Source organism: Streptosporangium sp. NBC_01639 (assembly GCF_045209755.1).
Classification (GTDB): Bacteria; Actinomycetota; Actinomycetes; order Streptosporangiales; family Streptosporangiaceae; genus Streptosporangium.
The window spans coordinates 2,835,056-2,852,268 of record NZ_CP109272.1; the positions used below are offsets into that span (position 1 = coordinate 2,835,056).

Consider the following 17,213-nt stretch of genomic DNA (forward strand, 5'->3'; position numbering starts at 1 on the left):
GAAGACCGTTGTGTGACTCATTCTCATCTGCGAGGCTCAGGTGCAGGGTGATAGAAGAGTGGTGGGACGCCGGGCCGAAGGGGCGTAGGCTCGGGGGCCGAAACCGGCGTTCGGACTGGAAAAAAAGAGGTACAGGTGACCAACTCGTTCGCGCATCTGCATGTCCACACCGAGTATTCGATGCTGGACGGGGCCGCGAAGAACGGCAAGCTGATCGCGGAGGTCGAGCGGCAGGGCATGCCGGCCGTGGCCATGTCCGACCACGGCAACATGTTCGGCGCGTACGAGTTCTACCAGCTCGCCAGCAAGACCGGGGTGAAGCCGATCATCGGCATCGAGGCGTACGTCGCGCCGGAGTCCCGGCACTGGAAGAAGCCGGTGTTCTGGGCTCCCGGTGGGCAGCGCAGCGTCAACACCGACGGCGAGGGCGGCAAGGACGTCTCCGGTGGAGGCCGCTACACCCACATGACCATGTGGGCCAAGGACGCCCACGGGCTGCGGAACCTGTTTCGGCTGTCGTCGCTGGCCTCCATCGAGGGCTACTACATGAAGCCCCGGATGGACCGGGAGCTGATCGCCGAGCACGCCGAGGGGATCATCGCGACCACCGGCTGCCCTTCGGGTGAGGTGCAGACCCGGTTGCGCCTGGGCCAGTACGACGAGGCGGTCAAGGCCGCCGCCACCTACCAGGAGATCTTCGGTAAGGAGAACTACTTCCTGGAGCTGATGGACCACGACCTGGACATCGAGCGCACCGTCCGCCAGGACCTGCTGCGGGTCGCCCAGCAGCTCGACATCCCGCTGCTGGCCACCAACGACTCCCACTACGTCACCGAGGACCAGTCCGACGCCCACGACAACCTGCTGTGCATCGGCGTCGGCAAGAACAAAGACGACCCGAACCGGTTCCGGTTCAACGGGTCCGGCTACTACATCAAGACACCGCAGGAGATGCGGGAGCTGTTCCGCGAGCTCCCGCAGGCGTGCGACAACACCCTGCTGGTCGCCGAGATGGTCGGCGACTACAGCGAGGTCTTCACCTACGTCGACCGGATGCCGCAGTTCAACGTCCCCGAAGGGGAGACGCAGGCGTCGTGGCTGCGCAAGGAGTGCCAGCGGGGCCTGAAGGAACGCTACGGCGACGATCCCGGCCAGGAGGTCCTCGACCGGCTGGAGATAGAGCTCGGCGTCATCTCCCCTCTGGGATTCGACTCCTACTTCCTCGTGGTCGCCGACATCTGCCGCTACGCCCGCGACAGCGGCATCCCGGTGGGCCCCGGCCGTGGCTCCGCCACGGGCTCGATCGTCGCCTACCTGACCCGCATCACCGAGCTGGACCCGCTGGAGCACGGCCTGCTGTTCGAGCGGTTCCTCAACCCCGAGCGGATCAGCCCTCCCGACGTCGACCTCGACTTCGACGACCGCCGGCGCGACCAGATGGTCCGCTACGTCACCGACAAGTACGGCGAGGCCTACACCGCGCAGGTCAACACGTTCGGCACGATCAAGGCCAAGGCCGCCGTCAAGGACTCCTCCCGCATCCTCGGCTACCCCTTCCAGGTGGGTGAGCGGATCACCAAGGCCATGCCGCCGGACGTGATGGGCAAGGGCGTCCCCCTCGAAGGCCTCTTCGACCCCGAGCACCCGCGCTACTCCGAGGCCGGCGAGCTCCGGGCGATGTACGACAGCGACCCGGACGTCAAAAAGGTCATCGACACCGGCATGGGCATCGAGGGGCTGATCCGCGGCACCGGCGTCCACGCCGCCGCGGTCATCCTCTCCTCGGCTCCGCTGATGGACCTGATCCCGCTGCACCGCCGCGACAAAGACGGCGTGATCATCACCGGGTTCTCCTATCCTCAGTGCGAGGACATGGGCCTGATCAAGATGGACTTCCTGGGTCTGCGGAACCTGGGCATCATCGATCACGCCATCCAGATCATCAAGGAACACCGCGGGGTGGAGATCTCCACCGAGAACATCCCCCTGGACGACGCGAAAACGTACGAGCTGATGGCCCGCGGCGACACCCTGGGGGTGTTCCAGCTCGACGGCGGCCCCATGCGCTCCCTGCTGCGGCTGATGGCGCCCACCCGGTTCGAGGACATCGCCGCGGTGCTGGCGCTGTACCGGCCCGGACCCATGGCCGCCAACGCCCACATCAACTACGCCGACCGCAAGAACAACCGCCAGGAGATCACCCCGATCCACCCGGAGCTGAAAGACGCTCTCGAACCGATCCTCGGCACCACCTTCCACCTGCTGGTCTACCAGGAGCAGGTGATGGCCATCGGCCGGGAGCTGGCCGGCTACAGCCTCGGCGGCGCCGACCTGCTGCGCCGGGCGATGGGCAAGAAGAAGAAGTCGGAGCTGGACAAGCAGTACGAGTTCTTCGAGAAGGGCATGAAGGACAACGGCTACTCCGACGAGGCCATCACCGCGCTGTGGGACGTGATGCTGCCGTTCTCCGGCTATGCGTTCAACAAGTCCCACACCGCCGGATACGGGCTGGTGTCCTACTGGACCGCCTACCTGAAGGCGAACTACCCGGCCGACTACATGTCGGCGCTGCTCACCTCCGTGGGCGACGACAAGGACAAGGCCGCCGTCTACCTCGCCGAGTGCCGCAAGATGGGCATCCAGGTGCTGCCGCCGGACGTCAACGAGTCCTCCCTGCACTTCGCCCCCGTCGGCGACGACGCGATCCGGTTCGGTCTCGGGGCGGTCCGCAACGTCGGCGCGGACCGGGTGGAATCCATCGTCGCCGCGCGCAAGGAGAGCGGCACGTTCACCGACTTCAACGACTTCCTGACGAAGGTCCCCCTGCAGGTCTGCAACAAACGGCTCATCGAGTCGCTGGTCAAGGCGGGTTCGTTCGACTCGCTCGACCACCGGCGCAAAGCGCTGATGGTGATCCACGAACAGGCCGTCGACAGCATCATCCCGATCAAACGCGCCGAGGCCCACGGACAGGACTCGCTGTTCGGCGACGACGACGGCGGCCTCGACCAGACCTTCGCCATCTCGATCCCCGAAGGCGAGTGGGACAAGAAGACGATGCTGGCGTTCGAGCGGGAGATGCTCGGCCTGTACGTGTCCGACCATCCGCTGGCCGGCACCGAACGGCTGCTGGCCCGCAATCGGAGCACCACGATCGTCGACCTCCTCGAAAACGGTCAGGACCGCGCCGACGTCAAGGTGTGCGGGCTCATCACGAAGGTCGACAAGAGGGTCAACAAGGCCGGGAAGCTCTGGGCCATCGTCGTCGTCGAGGACATGGACAGCGCCGTCGAGTGCCTGTTCTTTCCGAAGAACTACGAGCTGTACGCCCCCGAGCTGCGGGAAGACGCCGTCGTGTCGGTCGCCGGGCAGGTCAGCAGCCGCGACGGCGCCATTTCGATCTTCGCCAACGACCTGACGCCGATCGACGTCTCCGGCGTCACCAGCGACTCCGGGCATCCCGTCACGATCACTCTGCGGGAGGAACGCGTCACGCCGGTGCTGGTCGAGGAGCTGCGCAACGTCCTCAAAACCCATCAGGGCAAGGTGCCGGTACGGATCAACCTGCGCAGGCCCTCCGGGAAGACCATGATCGTGGCGCTGCCCGACTTCTCCGTCAGTGCCGAATCATCGTTCAGCGCCGACGTGAAGGCCCTCATCGGTCCCGAGGCGATCAGCCTGTGACCTGACTCCGGTCGGGCCCGGCGCCTCCTGCCGGGACGGCCTGCCCCCTCGCGGAACCGATGCGGCGCCCGCTACTCCCCGGGCACGGGCCGGTAGCGGGCGCCGATCGCGTCCTGGAGGGTCTTGACGACCGTGCCGTGGGCCTTGCGGCTCACCAGCCAGCCGAGGAAGTCGTCCAGGGTCCGGGGGGACACCGAGTAGACGCCGCAGTCGTCGCAGACCCGGTGGAACACCAGGGTGACGAGTCCGCCGCTCTTCTCGGCGTTGAGGACCTGCTGCCTCAGCTGGCGCAGCAGCGTGTCCTCGCGGACCGAGCCCGGCGTGCGGATGTCGTAGCGGTCCGCCGGGCGCGACCTCTCGGCGGCCGGGCAGGAGGGGCATCCCCACTCCTTGAGCCCACCGACCCCGCGAGCCGCGTCGTAGCCGCACTGCCGGGCCACCGCCTCGGCATCGGCGTCGACGGAGCCGAACGGGTAGGCGAGGGTGGTGGGCCGGTACCCCCACGCCACCAGCGTCCTGCGGTCGTCGCAGATCTGCTCGCGCTGCTCGCTTCTGGTCAGCTCGGTGAGGCGGACGTGGGTCAGCGTGTGGCCGCCGATCTCATGCCCTCCCTTGGCGATCGCGGCGAGCTGCGCGCGGGTCAGCTTGGCGTCGCGCCCGACGGTGTCGGTGTTGATGTAGAAGGTTCCGCGTACGCCGCGCTTCTGCAGCATGCGGGCCGTGGCCGGGTGGGTCACGTCCCCGTCGTCGAAGGTGAGCGAGACGACCGTCCTGACCTTCGGCGGCTTGGCGCTCTCCGCGTGGGCGGCCGGTTGCAGAAACGCCAGCGCGACCAGCGCCGCCGGCAGCGCCGCGGCCCAACGAACGATCTTCACGGGGGGCCGTCCCTTCAGGCAACGGATCATAAGCACAGAACCGCACCATACAAGCCCACCGGGCTCGTCGGATGCGGCTGTTACCAAATGGTCAGAAAGCCGACGCCACCGGGGATCCGGCGGCACGGCACCGGCCGCCGGAGACGCCCGGCCGACCGGGGAGCACTCGGAGAAACCGGGCGTCCCCACCCAGAAGGGGACACCCGGCGAACGGGTCCAGTGCTGCATTCCTCAAAGGCTTGTAGCCGAACTGGGGGCCTGCTCAGGAACGGAGCACTAACGGTCGTTCATCTCACGAAGGATCTGGTCGAGGCGGGCTTCGTGCCCGTTCATGGCGCGGCTGAACGTCTGCATCGTCTCGTCGAACTGCTCCAGCACCTGTGCCGCGTCGGGCAGCGGCGCGCCGACCGCGTCGCGGAACGCGCGTTCGCGCTGCCGGGCGGCGTCGTCCTGCGCGCGCTGCACCGCGAGGGTGATCTCCTCGGCCAGATCCATGCTGCTCAGCTTCGTCGCCCGCGGGTCGAGCCGTACGTCGACGAGCCTTCCGTCGGTATCGACGCGGGCGCGGACCTTGCCGCTCGCACTCTCGCCCTCACCCTTGATCGCGGCGATCTCGCGCTGCGCGTTCCGGAGGAGGCGCTGACCCTTCTCCGCCTCATCGGTGATCCGCACCAGATCGTCCAGGGGGGTCCGCCGGTGATCGTCGCCTCTCATCAGCCCGGCCGATCGGCCGCGTCGTAGTTGACCCTGACCTGACCCAGCATGAGCCCGGCGCCCCGCACGTTGTCACTGTACGAGCGGACCCACTCGATGGTGTTGTTGAAGAAAAGACGGTAGTCCCTGGCCGCCTCCTCCGACCCTTCGGGCACCAGGCCGAAACACGTGTCCGTCGGCACGGCGTCCGCCTCGTAGTCTTGCCTCGGCCGGTCCAGCATGCCCGACGCGTCGACCATGCCGTTCACCCCACCCTGCATTTCTCCAGAGTCGTACGTGAACCCGAGCACGTCTCTCGTCATCCCAGACTCCTGCCCTCGGTGGGTGTCGCTACGATCCGGTCGTTCCTCAGTCCGACCAGGGGTGTCGCCACTGTCCGGTCGTGCCCCAGGCCGGAGTCCAGCGGGGCCTTGATCTGCGGAAGCGTGCCCTGCGAGGTCGCGTCAGGGTTGATCTGCACCTGCTCGGGCGGCGCCTTATAGGGCACCCCGATGGGTTGCGGGAGTCCGCGCATCACGGTGCCGGGCAGGACCGCTCCGAAGGAGCTGGCGACCTGCTGCGCGGCGTCGCCGCTGATGTTCATCCTGCCGAGGCCCCAGGCCGCCGTGGCGTTCCAGCTGCCGTTCACCAGGCTCATCTTGAAGGTGTCCCAGGCCGTCCGGCCGGCCGATCGGCCTTCGAGCTGGTCGTTCATCACGGTGGAAACCATGCCGGTGAGAGCTCCGGAGCCCAGGTACGCCTTGGCTCCGAACCTTTCCCGCAGCTTCGCCCAGCCGATCCGGCCGTAAGGGAAACCCGCGGAAACCGCCGAGGAGTTGACCATCTGCGCGTACGACAGACCGAACGGCGCGAGGAAGGACTGTTTTTGGCGCATCCGGTTGAGGCCGACGTACGTCAGGTTGCCGGCGAGGTTGATGCCGAACATCTTGCCGTATTCGCGCATGGACAGCAGGATCGTCCTCGAGAAGAGTGAGGTTTTCTTCAGCGGGCCGGGGAGCCGCATTTCGGCAGCCTTCTGCATGAGCTTGGCGTTCAGCCGCATCAGTCCGGCCAGTCGCCTGATGATCTGCACCGCTCTGCCCGCTCCCTCGACGGCGTATTTCCGTTCCAGGCTGGCCGCGGCCAAGCGGCCGGCCCCGCCGGTCATCAGGGAGAGGCCCACGCAGATCGCCGCCCCTAGGACGAGAGATTTCACCAACTCCGCGAACGCGTGCTTGGTCTGCTGGCTCGCGACCTGCGCGAGGCCGAGACTTTCCGCCACGCCGCGCAGGTTCTGGGTGAGCTCGACGCGTTGCGCCGCCGGCAGGTAATCGGCGACGCGGCGATCGTAGAGCTCCGCCGCGGCGCCCGCCCACCGGGCCCTGCCCCTGTCGATGGCGGGGTCGATGTACCGCTCGCCCGCGATGCTCAGGTCGCCGGCGAGTCGTGTGGTGGCCTGCTCCATCCGACCCAGCTGCCGCACGTCCTCGTCGCTCCCTACGGCCGCGGCGGCGTTGCCGATCGTGTGGATGAGGTCCGTCAGCTGGTTGGACACGCTTCCTCCTTGACGAATGTGCTCGTTTCCGCCGCGCCACCGAGAAACGCCGGCGCTGGAGATGTGGGCATGCTGGACTCACGGCGTACGCCGTTCACGACGGCACGTCCGTGTATAAAGCTGATCAATCTGTCAGCTCGCATCTTGACACAGCAAATTCCCTTGCGACTACCCCAAGATCGCGTCAGTGACATACGTCATCAATTACCTCTCCCGGAGGAGAGTCCAGGTCCGGCCGGACGGCCGTAAGGCGCGGCGCGGGAAACCGGCCGCGGAAGATCACATCGCCGCGGTACAGGGTGTTAGAGCAGGTCGGCGACATGGCTATGCGCATCGCCCGCCCTATGACGCGAACGTGGCTGAATCGCCGAGACAAGGCATACTGACCCTGACATTCGGCTTGACCTAAATGACCAGAACTCCATGGTTTCGGCCGTGGTTCGGGATACTGAGGCCGTCGCACGAGTGATGTTCGATACCTGCCACGGGCTCAGTCCGGCATGCCGGTTCGGGGATGGACCAGAAAGGCGACAGAGGATGGTGCCGCCATTCCTCAAAGGCCGCAGACGAATTGGCGGCGTAGGTGTCCGGGGGCCGGTGGTGGCCGTCTCCAGGCCCAGGGCCTGGCCCGCCGGTCGAGCTGGGCGGCGGCCATCCGCGCCCGCATGATCGAGCCGACCGGGGCAGGGCGGGCCCCGGCCGGCTTGCGGAGCCGTAGAGCCTCCTCGGCGTCCACCGGCGGACGCGCGAGGAGGCGACTTCAGGGTGACAATCCCCCTGAGAGCATCATCGCCCGAGGTCAGCAGGGATGTACGCCCTCATTCGGGAACGCGGCGCTAGGAGGCGTCCTCGCCCTCGACCCGCATCACGCTCACCACGTCACGGACACTGTCCATCTCGCGCAGGCCCTCGATGGTGGCCGACAGCGCGGCGTCACTGGCCCGGTGGGTGACGAGGACCAGCTGGGCGTCGTCGCCGTGACCCTCCTGGCGGACGGTCTGGATGGACACGTCCTGCTTGGCGAACATGTCGGCGACCCGGGCGAGCACGCCCGGCTTGTCGGCGACGTCCAGGGAGACGTGGTAGCGCGTGACGGTCTCGCCCATCGGGTGCACGGACAGGTCGGCGTAAGTCGACTCCTCGGGCCCCCGGGTGCCGGCCAGCCGGTTGCGAGCCACGGCCACGAGGTCGCCCAGCACCGCGCTCGCCGTCGGGGCGCCGCCGGCGCCCGCGCCGTAGAACATCAGCTGTCCCGCGGACCGCGCCTCGACGAAGACCGCGTTGTAGGCCTCGCGGACCCCGGCCAGCGGGTGCGTCCTGGGAATCATGGCCGGGTGCACCCGGACCCCGAAGGAGCGGCCGTCGTCGGAGCGGGCGCAGATCGCCAGCAGCTTGATGACGTATCCCATCGCCTTGGCACTGGCCACGTCGGTCGCGGTGATCTCGGTGATGCCCTCGCGGTGCACGTCGGCGGCGGTCACCCGGCTGTGAAAGGCGATCCCGGCGAGGATCGCGGCCTTGGCCGCGGCGTCGAAGCCCTCCACGTCGGCCGTGGGATCGGCCTCGGCGTATCCCAGGGCCTGGGCCTCCTCCAGCGCGTCGGAGAAGGACGCCCCGCTTCCGTCCATCTTGTCGAGGATGTAGTTGGTGGTGCCGTTGACGATGCCCAGCACGCGGTGCACGTCGTCGCCGGCCAGCGACTCGCGCAGCGGCCGGATCAGCGGGATGGCCCCCGCGACGGCCGCCTCGAAGTACAGGTCCGCGCCGTTGTTCCTGGCCGCGCCGTGGATGGTCGCGCCGTCCTCGGCGAGCAGCGCCTTGTTGGCCGTGACGACCGACTTGCCGCTGTTCATGGCGGCCAGGATGAGCGACCTGGCGGGCTCGATGCCACCGATCACCTCGACGACGATGTCCACGTCGTCGCGGGTGACCAGGGCCTCGGCGTCGGTGGTCAGCAGCTCCGGGTCCACGTCGGTGTCCCGTTTACGGCCCAGCCTCCGCACGGCGACCCCGGCGAGCTCCAGCGGGGCCCCGACCCTCGCGGCGAGGTCGTCGGCCTGCTCACGCATCAGCCGGATCACCTGGGACCCGACGACACCGCAGCCGAGGAGAGCGACTCTCAGCGCCATCAGGCCGCCCTCCCCTGCTCGTTCGCCACGCCCACCCGGCGGCCCGCGGTTTCGGGTCGTTTCACAGTTGTCCTCTCAGCAGATCGTCCTCGGTCTCCCTGCGGACGATCACGCGGGACACCCCGTCCTTGACCGCGACCACGGCGGGCCTGGGAAGGTAGTTGTAGTTGTTGGCGAGCGAGCGGCAGTAGGCGCCGGTGCCCGCGACGGCGATCAGGTCACCGGTGGCCAGGTCCTGCGGCAGCCACAGGTCGCGGACCACCATGTCGCCGCTCTCGCAGTGCTTGCCCACCAGGCGCGAGAGCATGGGCTCGGCGAGGCTCTCCCGCGAGGCCAGGCGCGCGGTGTACTCGGCGCCGTAGAGCGCGGTGCGGATGTTGTCGCTCATGCCTCCGTCGACGCTGACGTAGGTCCGCAGCCCCTCGACGTCCTTGATCGTGCCGATCTCGTAGAGCGTCACGCCCGCGAGCCCGGCGATGGCCCGGCCCGGCTCGACGGTGAGCTTGGGCACCGGCAGGCCGGCGGACTCCGCCACCTTCGCGACGATCTCCCGCAGCCCGTCGGCGATCTCCTTCACGTCGGGCGCGGTGTCGCCCTCGACGTAGGGGATGCCGTAGCCGCCACCGAGGTCGAGCTCCGGCAGGACGACGCCGTGCTCCTCCTTGATCTGCACCAGCAGCGTGGCCAGGCGGCGGGCGGCCACCTCGAACCCGGCGGTGTCGGTGATCTGGGAGCCGATGTGGGAGTGCAGGCCGACGAGCTCGAGCTGGGGCAGCGCGAGGATGCGCCGGGCCGCCTCGGCCGCGGCGCCGGCACTCAGCGAGAAGCCGAACTTCTGGTCGTCGTGGGCGGTGGCGATGAACTCGTGGGTGTGCGCCTCCACTCCCACGGTCACCCGGATCATGACCCGGGGACGCCTGCCGTGCTTGTCCGCCAGGAAGCCCAGCCGGGCGATCTCCTCGAACGAGTCGGCCACGATGTGCCCGACCCCGACCTCGACCGCCTTCTCCAGCTCGGCGAGCGACTTGTTGTTGCCGTGCATCGTGATCCGCTCGGGCGGGAACCCGACGCTCAGCGCGACGGCGAGCTCGCCCGCGCTGCACACGTCGAGGCCGAGGCCCTCCTGCATGATCCAGCGGGCCACCTCCCGGCACAGGAACGCCTTGCCGGCGTAGTGGACCTCGCCACCGGAGAACGCGTCCCGGTAGTCGCGGCACCGGGAGCGGAAATCTTCCTCGTCCACCACGTAGAGCGGGGTGCCGTGCTCTTCGGCCAGATCCCTGACGTCGGCGCCGCCGACCGTGATCGAGCCTGCGGCACGGCCCGACGTCCGCGGCCAGATGGTCGGGTCGAGTGTGTTCAGGTCGGCAGGTGCGTGCGGAGGGCGCTCCTCGGGCCGCACTTCGGCGTGCCGGTCACCGGCGGGGTGGGCGAATCGACTCACCCGATCGAGGCTATCGGAACCGGTGATCCCTGTGGTACGAGTGCCCAACTGGCGAGACACGATCGGCCGGAAAATACGGAAATTTTTCATGTCATTAATAACTTCGGCACCATATTTTTACGTTTTGTGGTGATCTATCCGATAAGTCACCCGGCTACCCTCCCGCGTCCGCCACCCCGGCGGAACCGGTCACAGGACGTCGGGGGCCGTCTCGCCCAGTGCCGCCAGCCCCTCGGCCAGCACGTCCCGCACCGCCTCGGCCTGCCGTACCCGCGCCGCGTGCAGGGCGGACGGCTCCTCGTCCCCCACGGGCAGTGCGGGAGCCCGCTCGAACGCGTCGTGATAGGCCAGCGCGAGCTGCTCGGTGTAGGCCGCCCAGCCCGGGTCCCGGCTCGCCCGCCTGCTGTCCACCTCGGCCAGCGACCTCAGGACCGCCCGGTCCAGAGGGTCGGTGAGCAGCTCCGGCCGGAACCGCCCGCCGACCCCCAGCTCCGCCGCCCAGCGCTGTACGGCGACCGCCCGGACATGCGCGTATCTCACGACGAATCCGGGATTGCCCCAGGTTCTCGGAGCGTCGACCCACGGCGACACCCCGCCGGCCGGCGGGACGGCCGGGCCGATCGCGGCGACGAGCTCCCCCGGCACGGCCACGGTGATCTCCAGGAACGCGTCGGCCCGTACCCGGACGTCCGCGATCCCCGGCAGTCCGCGCAGCCGGTCCGCCAGTTCCCCGGGCTGCCGTCGCAGACGCAGCGCGGCCGGCGAGACGTAGACGGCCTCCTCGGCCCACGTCCCCTGGGGGACCGGTGGCAGGCCGAGGATCTCACCGAGCTGACCGGGCGTCATGCCTGGCAGCCTAGGGCGTACTCGTGGATCTTCGTCGTGGCGATGACCGGCCCGCTGGAGGCTCGCCCCTTTCCCGTGGCGGCACCCTGTGTCCAGATCAGCGAGGTGGCGGATAGCCGACATGACAGTAATCCGCCGACAAGAAGGGTTGTCGCGATATATCTCACCTCCCGAAGATTTGTTCCGCGCGGTGTGACGGATGTGCCGCGCGGGACCAAGGAGGAACCCCAGGGATGCGACCACTTTCCCGTGTCGTCGCGGTGGCGGCCGGCGCGGCCGTACTGGCCTCGGCCGCACCGGCCGGCGCCGAACCACGACAAGCACCTGTGAAGCTGCCCGCCGTATCCGCGTCCCGGCACACGCTGACGCTGATCACCGGCGATGTCGTCGACGTCCAGACCTACCCCGACGGCCGTCAGGTCGCCGCGGCACGTCCCGGGAGCGCCGGAAGGCCGCAGCCGGCGTTCAAGACCGTGAACCGGCACGGCGACCTGTACGTGATTCCGGAGACGGCCCGTCCGATGCTGGCCGCCGACCGGCTGGACCAAGAGCTGTTCAACGTCACCGATCTCATCGCGGCGGGATACGACGACGCCCACCGCGCGTCGCTGCCGCTGATCGTCTCCTACGGGGAGGGGGCACGGCGGACCCTGGCCGCCCAGCCGGTGCCCGCGGGCGCCCACCGGACGCGACTGCTGCCCAGCGCCGGCGCCGCCGCCGTGGAACGTGCCCCCGCGCAGGCCGTCGCCTTCTGGAAGGCGCTCGGCACCGCGGGGACGGGCCGTACCGCCGCTCCGGCGTACTCGAAGGTGTGGCTGGACCGGCCGGTGCGGGCGACGCTGGAGACCAGCGTGCCGCAGATCGGCGCACCGGCCGCCTGGCAGGCGGGGTACGACGGCAAAGGGGTGAAGGTGGCGGTGCTCGACACGGGCGCCGACACCACGCATCCCGACCTCAAGGACCGCGTCGCCGCGAGCGCCAACTTCAGCGACGCCGTCGACACGGTCGACCACCACGGCCACGGCACGCACGTGGCCGCCACGATCGCGGGGAGCGGCGCGGCGGCCGAGGGCAGGCGCAAGGGCGTCGCGCCCGGCGCCTCCCTCTACATCGGGAAGGTCCTCAACGACCAGGGCTCCGGCAGCCTGTCGTGGATCATCGCCGGAATGGAGTGGGCGGCCGGACAGGACGTCGACGTCGTCAGCATGAGCCTGGGCACCAACGAGGCCACCGACGGCCGCGACCCGATGAGCCAGGCGCTGAACAACCTGTCCGCCGAGTCGGACGCGCTGTTCGTGGTCGCGGCGGGCAATGCCGGCCCCGACTCCGGGAGCGTCAGCTCACCGGGCTCCGCCGACGCGGCGCTCACCGTCGGGGCGGTCGACAAGGCCGACGGGCTGGCGGAGTTCTCCTCACGCGGTCCGCGCGCCGGTGACGACGCGCTCAAGCCGGAGGTCAGCGCGCCGGGCGTCGGCATCGTCGCCGCCCGCGCCGAGGGCACCTCGCTCGGCACCCCGGTCGACGCCCGCTACACCTCGCTGAACGGCACCTCGATGGCCACCCCGCACGTCGCGGGCGCGGCGGCGCTGCTCGCCCAGCGGCACCCCGACTGGACCGCCGGGCAGCTCAAGGCATCGCTGGTGAGCACCGCCAAGCCGGTGGAGGGCGCGGTGGACGCGATCGGCTCCGGACGCGTGGACGTGGGCAGAGCGGTCACCCAGCAGGTGTACGCGAGCCCTGCCGCGGTGAGCATGCCCACCGTCACACCCGAGGGCGCGAAGCAGGACGCGACCGTGGAGATCGTCAACTCCGGCACCACCCCGGTGACCCTCGCCCTCGCCCTCGACGTGCGCGACTCCGGCGGCAAACCGGCCGCCGACGGCCTGTTCGCGCTGTCGGCGGACCGAGTCGAGGTGCCCGCGGGCGGCAAGGCCTCCGTGGTCGTCACGGCCGACCCCGCCAAGGGCACCCGCGGCCGCTACACCGGGCGCCTGCGCGGCACCGCCGACGGCGTCGAACTGTCGGTGGCGGTCGTCCAGACCCTCTCCCCGGTGAGATATCCCGTCGAAATCCCGGTCACCTACCGGGACGGCGGCGCACCGGGCGAGGCCTCCAGCGTCGACGTCCTGGACCTGGACACCGGCGAGTTCCGCGACCTGCAGGTCCCGGAGGACGGCCGGATCGTCACCGAGCTCCCGGCGGGCCGCTACTCGATGATGGCCACGCTGATGGAGCGCAGGCAGCCGGCGGCGATGACCTCCGAGATCGTCTTCGCGGGCGACCCGGACGTGGAGGTCACCGGTCCGGCGACGGTCCCGATCGACGCCCGGAGCGCGAACCGGGTCCGGCTGGACACGGCCCGGCCGGTCGACCACTCCCAGGTCACGATCGGGCACGACCGGTGGGGCGCCAACCCCGAGGGCGGTCTCTCCTCGTCGTGGATGATGACCCCGGCCACCGAGCGCGCCTACCTCGCGCCCATCCCCAAGGCCGAGGTCGGCCAGTTCGAGATGTACCACCACTGGGACCTGTACGCGCCCGTCGCCACGGCGAGGACGGTCCCCAGCGGCAAGGAGGTCCGGCTGATCCACATGGACTACGGGCCGAAGTTCGACGGGCGGCGGGACCTGCCGGTCTACGACGGCGGCACCCGCGAGGACTTCACCGGCGTCGACCTCCGGGGGAAGCTGGCGCTGCTGACGTTCCAGCCGGAGCAGGACGCGTTCACCGCCGTCACCGGCGCCGGCAAGGCCGGTGCCTCGGTCGTCGTGCTCGCCATGAACGAGGCTCGCGGCGCCCTGTCGTACTGGGGCAGCGGGCTGGAGGCACCCTCGTTCACCACCGGCTACGACGAGGCGGCGGCGCTCCGCAAGGCGGGCCGCGTCCGGCTGGAGGGCACCTCGGTGAGCCCGTACTGGTACGACGTGCTGCGCTGGCACGACAGCGTGCCGCGGAACCTGCAGTACGAGATCTCACCGAAGACCATGACCCGCATCGACGCGCACTACCACGGCACCTCCGACGAGCAGGGGTACGGCACGCGCGCCAGCTTCCGTCCCAACGCGGCCGGCATGATGATCAAGCCGTCCCCGATCAGCGGCGCGATGGAGCGCGAGGAGTGGACCACCCCCGGCGACCTGGTGGTCCGTACCCGGTTCCAGCGCTCCACCGAGGGCGGCGCGGAACTGATCACCGGTGACCGGACGTACCAGGCGGGCCGGCGCCTCACCGAGCACTGGTTCGCGCCCGGCGGCCCCGGACAGCCACGCAGGCTGTCGAGCGCCTACGCCGAGTACGGCCTGCCCGCGCAGCGCACCCAGGACACCGTGCGGATCATGGTGCCGGAGTTCGGCGACTCCGACCCCGACCACTTCGGCTTCCTGTACGGCGCCGCCGACCAGGCCTTCGCCAGGCTGTACCGCGGGGACACCCTGATCGGCGAGGGCCCGCAGCTGTACAACGTGACGCTCACCCTCCCCGCGGAACGGGCCTCCTACCGGCTGGAGCAGACCTCGGCGCGCACCGCCGGCTGGTGGGGCACGGCGACGAAGACGGCCACCGCCTGGACGTTCTCCTCCGCGCACACCGACAGGCCGGAGGTCCTGCCGCTACTCAAGATCGATTACGAGCTGGGCGTCGACCTGCGCAACGCCGTACCGGCCCGCGGGGGCCAGCCGTTCGCGTTCACGGTCCGGCCCCCCACCGGCGCCGTGGCCCGGCCGGTCAAGGGAGCGACCGCGCAGATCTCCTATGACGACGGCGCGACGTGGACCGGTCTCCGCGTCGACCGGCGCGACGACGGCAGGTTCACGGTGCGGGCCGATCACAAGGGGCGTACCGGCCACGCGTCCCTGAGGGTCACCGCCTGGGACTCGGCCGGCGCCAAGGTGGAACAGACGATCACCCGGGCGTTCGCCCTCAAGTGATCCGCGCCGGCGGGGCCCGTCACCGGACGGGCCCCGCCGGAGTATCCCCGAGACTCCGGCCCTCAGGCCAGCGCGTGCGGGGCGGCCGGGCCGTAGTCGACGAGCTGGGCCGAGCCGAGGAGCCAGCGGTCCCGGTCACGCCGGCAGACGTAGCCGAACCGGTCGGCGGAGAAGACCTTGATCCCGTCCGTGCGGCACTGGCGCATCAGCACCTCGTCCCACCCCTCCGAGACGTCGGCGAAACCGATGCCGCGCAGGACGGCCCGGCGGGCCAGCAGGGTGGCGCCGATGATCTCGGGGAGGTAGGAGTATTCGGCGGCCGGCTGGCGCAGCACCGTGGCCGCGACGTCGCGCAGGTGGGCGTGGAAAGCCGCCTTGCCGACGATGTCGGCGGTGCTGAACAGGAAGGCGCGGGTGAGATCGGTCAGGTAGTGCTCGCCGTAAACGTCCCTGGCGTCCATGACCGCCACCAGGTCGCCCTGGCACAGGTCCAGGGCACGGTTGAGCATGCCGCCGGTGGTGAGCCCGGGGTCGGTGGGGCGGACCACGACGTCCACCCGGTCCGGCATCGCGGCGCGGGCCCGCTCCGCGGCGTCCACCGCGTCCGACAGCAGCACCAGCTGGACGACGCCCTTCTGCGGCGCGACCTGGGCGAGGGTGTGGTCGAGGTCGCCCCTGTCGATCATGATCACCGAGACGGTCAGGGTGGCCCGGGCGCTGGGCAGCCCGATCGCGTCGAGCAGGTCGTCGACCTTCTCCGTCATCGTGCCGGAGGCGTAGGCCTGGCGGAGCGCCGCGTGGGCCCGGCGGTCGTCGGCACCGGTCCCGCCCGGGGTCCCCGACGGATCGGCCGTGGAGTCCGGCGCGGGATCGGCCGGAGACGCCGTGATCGGCGTGCCGCACGCGGCCAGTTCGGCCATCCGCCAGACCTCCGTGCCCGGCGGGCAGTGCACGGCCCTGGGCCAGCGGTAGGAGGTGAGCACGTCCGGATACGACAGGTGTCCCGGGAGCAGCTCCTCCAGGGTGAGCACCCGGTCGAACCGGTCTCCGGCCAGCGGCAGCGGATTGTGCACCCGGGGCTGGACCGCGAAGGGCAGCAGCCCCAGTGAGGGCGACCGGCGGCCGGACTCCGGCGGCCGGGACGCCAGCGCGGCGCCCCACGCCGCCACGGACCCGGGCAGCGCGGTGACGATGTGCTCGAACAGCCTCGCGGCGGCCGCGAAGTCGCCGACCTCACCCCGGGTGTGCCAGAAGACCGTGCGGATGCCCCGCTCGGCGCACCAGGCGAGCAGCGCGGTCAGGCCCTCGCCCGGCTCACTCAGCTCCTCGGCCCACGGCCCGCGGGTGACCGACTCGACCAGCAGCAGGTGCGGGACCTCGGCGGCCAGGACCCGGGCGAAGTCCCTGGGCGTGAAGCCGGTGCTCTGCCGCCACTCGTAACGGAGCAGCGCCTCGGCGTGCGGCTCCGCGACCACGGCGGCGGTCAGGTGCGGGCGGGTGTTCGGGCCGGTCGGGACACGGAACGGCTTGAGCTTGACCGACTTTCCGCCGACGGTCCTGGTGGACGTGGTGGCCTGGAAGGACGCCCCCGGGACCACTTTGGAGGTGCTCTTCACCGGGACGGGCTGGCGTTTGGGGGCGGTCGGGCGCTTGGCGGGCCGGGCGGCTCCGCGCAGGCCACGGGCCAGCCGTACCGGGTTGCTCTTACCCGTCCTGATCGCGTCACCGAGCCGGGACCACCGCGCCACCTGCACCGACGACAGCTTCCACTTCGCCACCTCGGCCTGGTAGCGCTGCTCGGCCAGGTCCCTGCGGAGCCGCTCCTCCGCCGCCTGTGCCGCTTCGAGCCGTTCCTCGGCCTCGCTCAGCCGCTCCTGGACGCCACGCAGCTCGGCCGTGGCACGCTCCGCCTCAGTGATCTTCGCCTGTGCCGCGTCAAGCAGTCTGGCCAGTTCGGCAGCCCGTTCCGCCGCAGCCACAGCCTCCCGCAACGCCAACCGTGTGCTCTCGAGTTGCTCGCTCGCCACGCCGTCCTCCGATTTCTGAGCCGGGCGAAAGGAT

At 70.1% G+C, this 17,213-nt stretch carries 10 protein-coding genes; 2 read left to right on the forward strand and 8 right to left on the reverse strand.

The genetic code is table 11. The features are described 5' to 3' along the window. Nucleotides 1-135 precede the first annotated feature (135 nt). Nucleotides 136-3,684 (forward strand): DNA polymerase III subunit alpha, encoded by a 3,549-nt coding sequence (gene dnaE, locus OHA77_RS12760; RefSeq protein WP_406318234.1) that lies wholly within the window; start codon nt 136-138, stop codon nt 3,682-3,684. 71 nt (nt 3,685-3,755) lie between these two features. On the opposite strand, the gene OHA77_RS12765 is transcribed toward dnaE, so the two are convergent. The 7 genes from OHA77_RS12765 to OHA77_RS12795 form a co-directional block, all read right to left on the reverse strand. Next, entirely contained in the window at nt 3,756-4,559 is an 804-nt protein-coding gene (locus OHA77_RS12765; RefSeq protein ID WP_406318236.1) for a polysaccharide deacetylase family protein, read from the reverse strand. A gap of 276 nt (nt 4,560-4,835) precedes the next feature. After that, nucleotides 4,836-5,273 (reverse strand): YbaB/EbfC family nucleoid-associated protein, encoded by a 438-nt coding sequence (locus tag OHA77_RS12770; protein WP_406318238.1) that lies wholly within the window; start codon nt 5,271-5,273, stop codon nt 4,836-4,838. Then, nucleotides 5,273-5,575, reverse strand: a complete 303-nt coding sequence (locus OHA77_RS12775; protein WP_406318240.1) for a hypothetical protein — start codon at nt 5,573-5,575, stop codon at nt 5,273-5,275. Before OHA77_RS12775 ends, OHA77_RS12770 begins: the two co-directional genes overlap by 1 nt. Further along, nucleotides 5,572-6,807: a hypothetical protein gene (locus OHA77_RS12780; protein ID WP_406318241.1), complete on the reverse strand. Its 1,236-nt coding sequence runs from the start codon at nt 6,805-6,807 to the stop codon at nt 5,572-5,574. The genes OHA77_RS12775 and OHA77_RS12780 overlap by 4 nt, the downstream gene beginning before the upstream one ends. Before the next feature lie 836 nt (nt 6,808-7,643). Beyond that, entirely contained in the window at nt 7,644-8,936 is a 1,293-nt protein-coding gene (locus OHA77_RS12785; RefSeq protein WP_406318242.1) for a homoserine dehydrogenase, read from the reverse strand. Nucleotides 8,937-8,997: 61 nt separating this feature from the next. Then, on the reverse strand, nt 8,998-10,380 hold the full coding sequence (lysA, locus tag OHA77_RS12790; RefSeq protein WP_406318243.1) for a diaminopimelate decarboxylase: 1,383 nt from the start codon (nt 10,378-10,380) through the stop codon (nt 8,998-9,000). A 189-nt stretch (nt 10,381-10,569) separates the two neighbouring features. Beyond that, nucleotides 10,570-11,226 (reverse strand): DALR anticodon-binding domain-containing protein, encoded by a 657-nt coding sequence (locus OHA77_RS12795; RefSeq protein ID WP_406318244.1) that lies wholly within the window; start codon nt 11,224-11,226, stop codon nt 10,570-10,572. Nucleotides 11,227-11,459: 233 nt separating this feature from the next. Between OHA77_RS12795 and OHA77_RS12800 the strand changes: the two genes are divergently transcribed. Continuing rightward, complete coding sequence (locus tag OHA77_RS12800; protein ID WP_406318246.1) at nt 11,460-15,152, forward strand: S8 family peptidase; 3,693 nt, start codon at nt 11,460-11,462, stop codon at nt 15,150-15,152. A gap of 62 nt (nt 15,153-15,214) precedes the next feature. On the opposite strand, the gene OHA77_RS12805 is transcribed toward OHA77_RS12800, so the two are convergent. Further along, nucleotides 15,215-17,179, reverse strand: a complete 1,965-nt coding sequence (locus tag OHA77_RS12805) for a glycosyltransferase (protein ID WP_406318248.1) — start codon at nt 17,177-17,179, stop codon at nt 15,215-15,217. Nucleotides 17,180-17,213: the final 34 nt, after the last annotated feature.

Bases quoted from the DNA above. Each gene is read 5' to 3' on its own strand.
- OHA77_RS12770 (WP_406318238.1), bottom strand. From the start codon at position 5,273: ATGAGAGGCGACGATCACCGGCGGACCCCCCTGGACGATCTGGTGCGG.
- OHA77_RS12775 (WP_406318240.1), bottom strand. From the start codon at position 5,575: ATGACGAGAGACGTGCTCGGGTTCACGTACGACTCTGGAGAAATGCAG.
- OHA77_RS12785 (WP_406318242.1), bottom strand. From the start codon at position 8,936: ATGGCGCTGAGAGTCGCTCTCCTCGGCTGCGGTGTCGTCGGGTCCCAG.
- OHA77_RS12795 (WP_406318244.1), bottom strand. From the start codon at position 11,226: ATGACGCCCGGTCAGCTCGGTGAGATCCTCGGCCTGCCACCGGTCCCC.
- OHA77_RS12800 (WP_406318246.1), top strand. From the start codon at position 11,460: ATGCGACCACTTTCCCGTGTCGTCGCGGTGGCGGCCGGCGCGGCCGTA.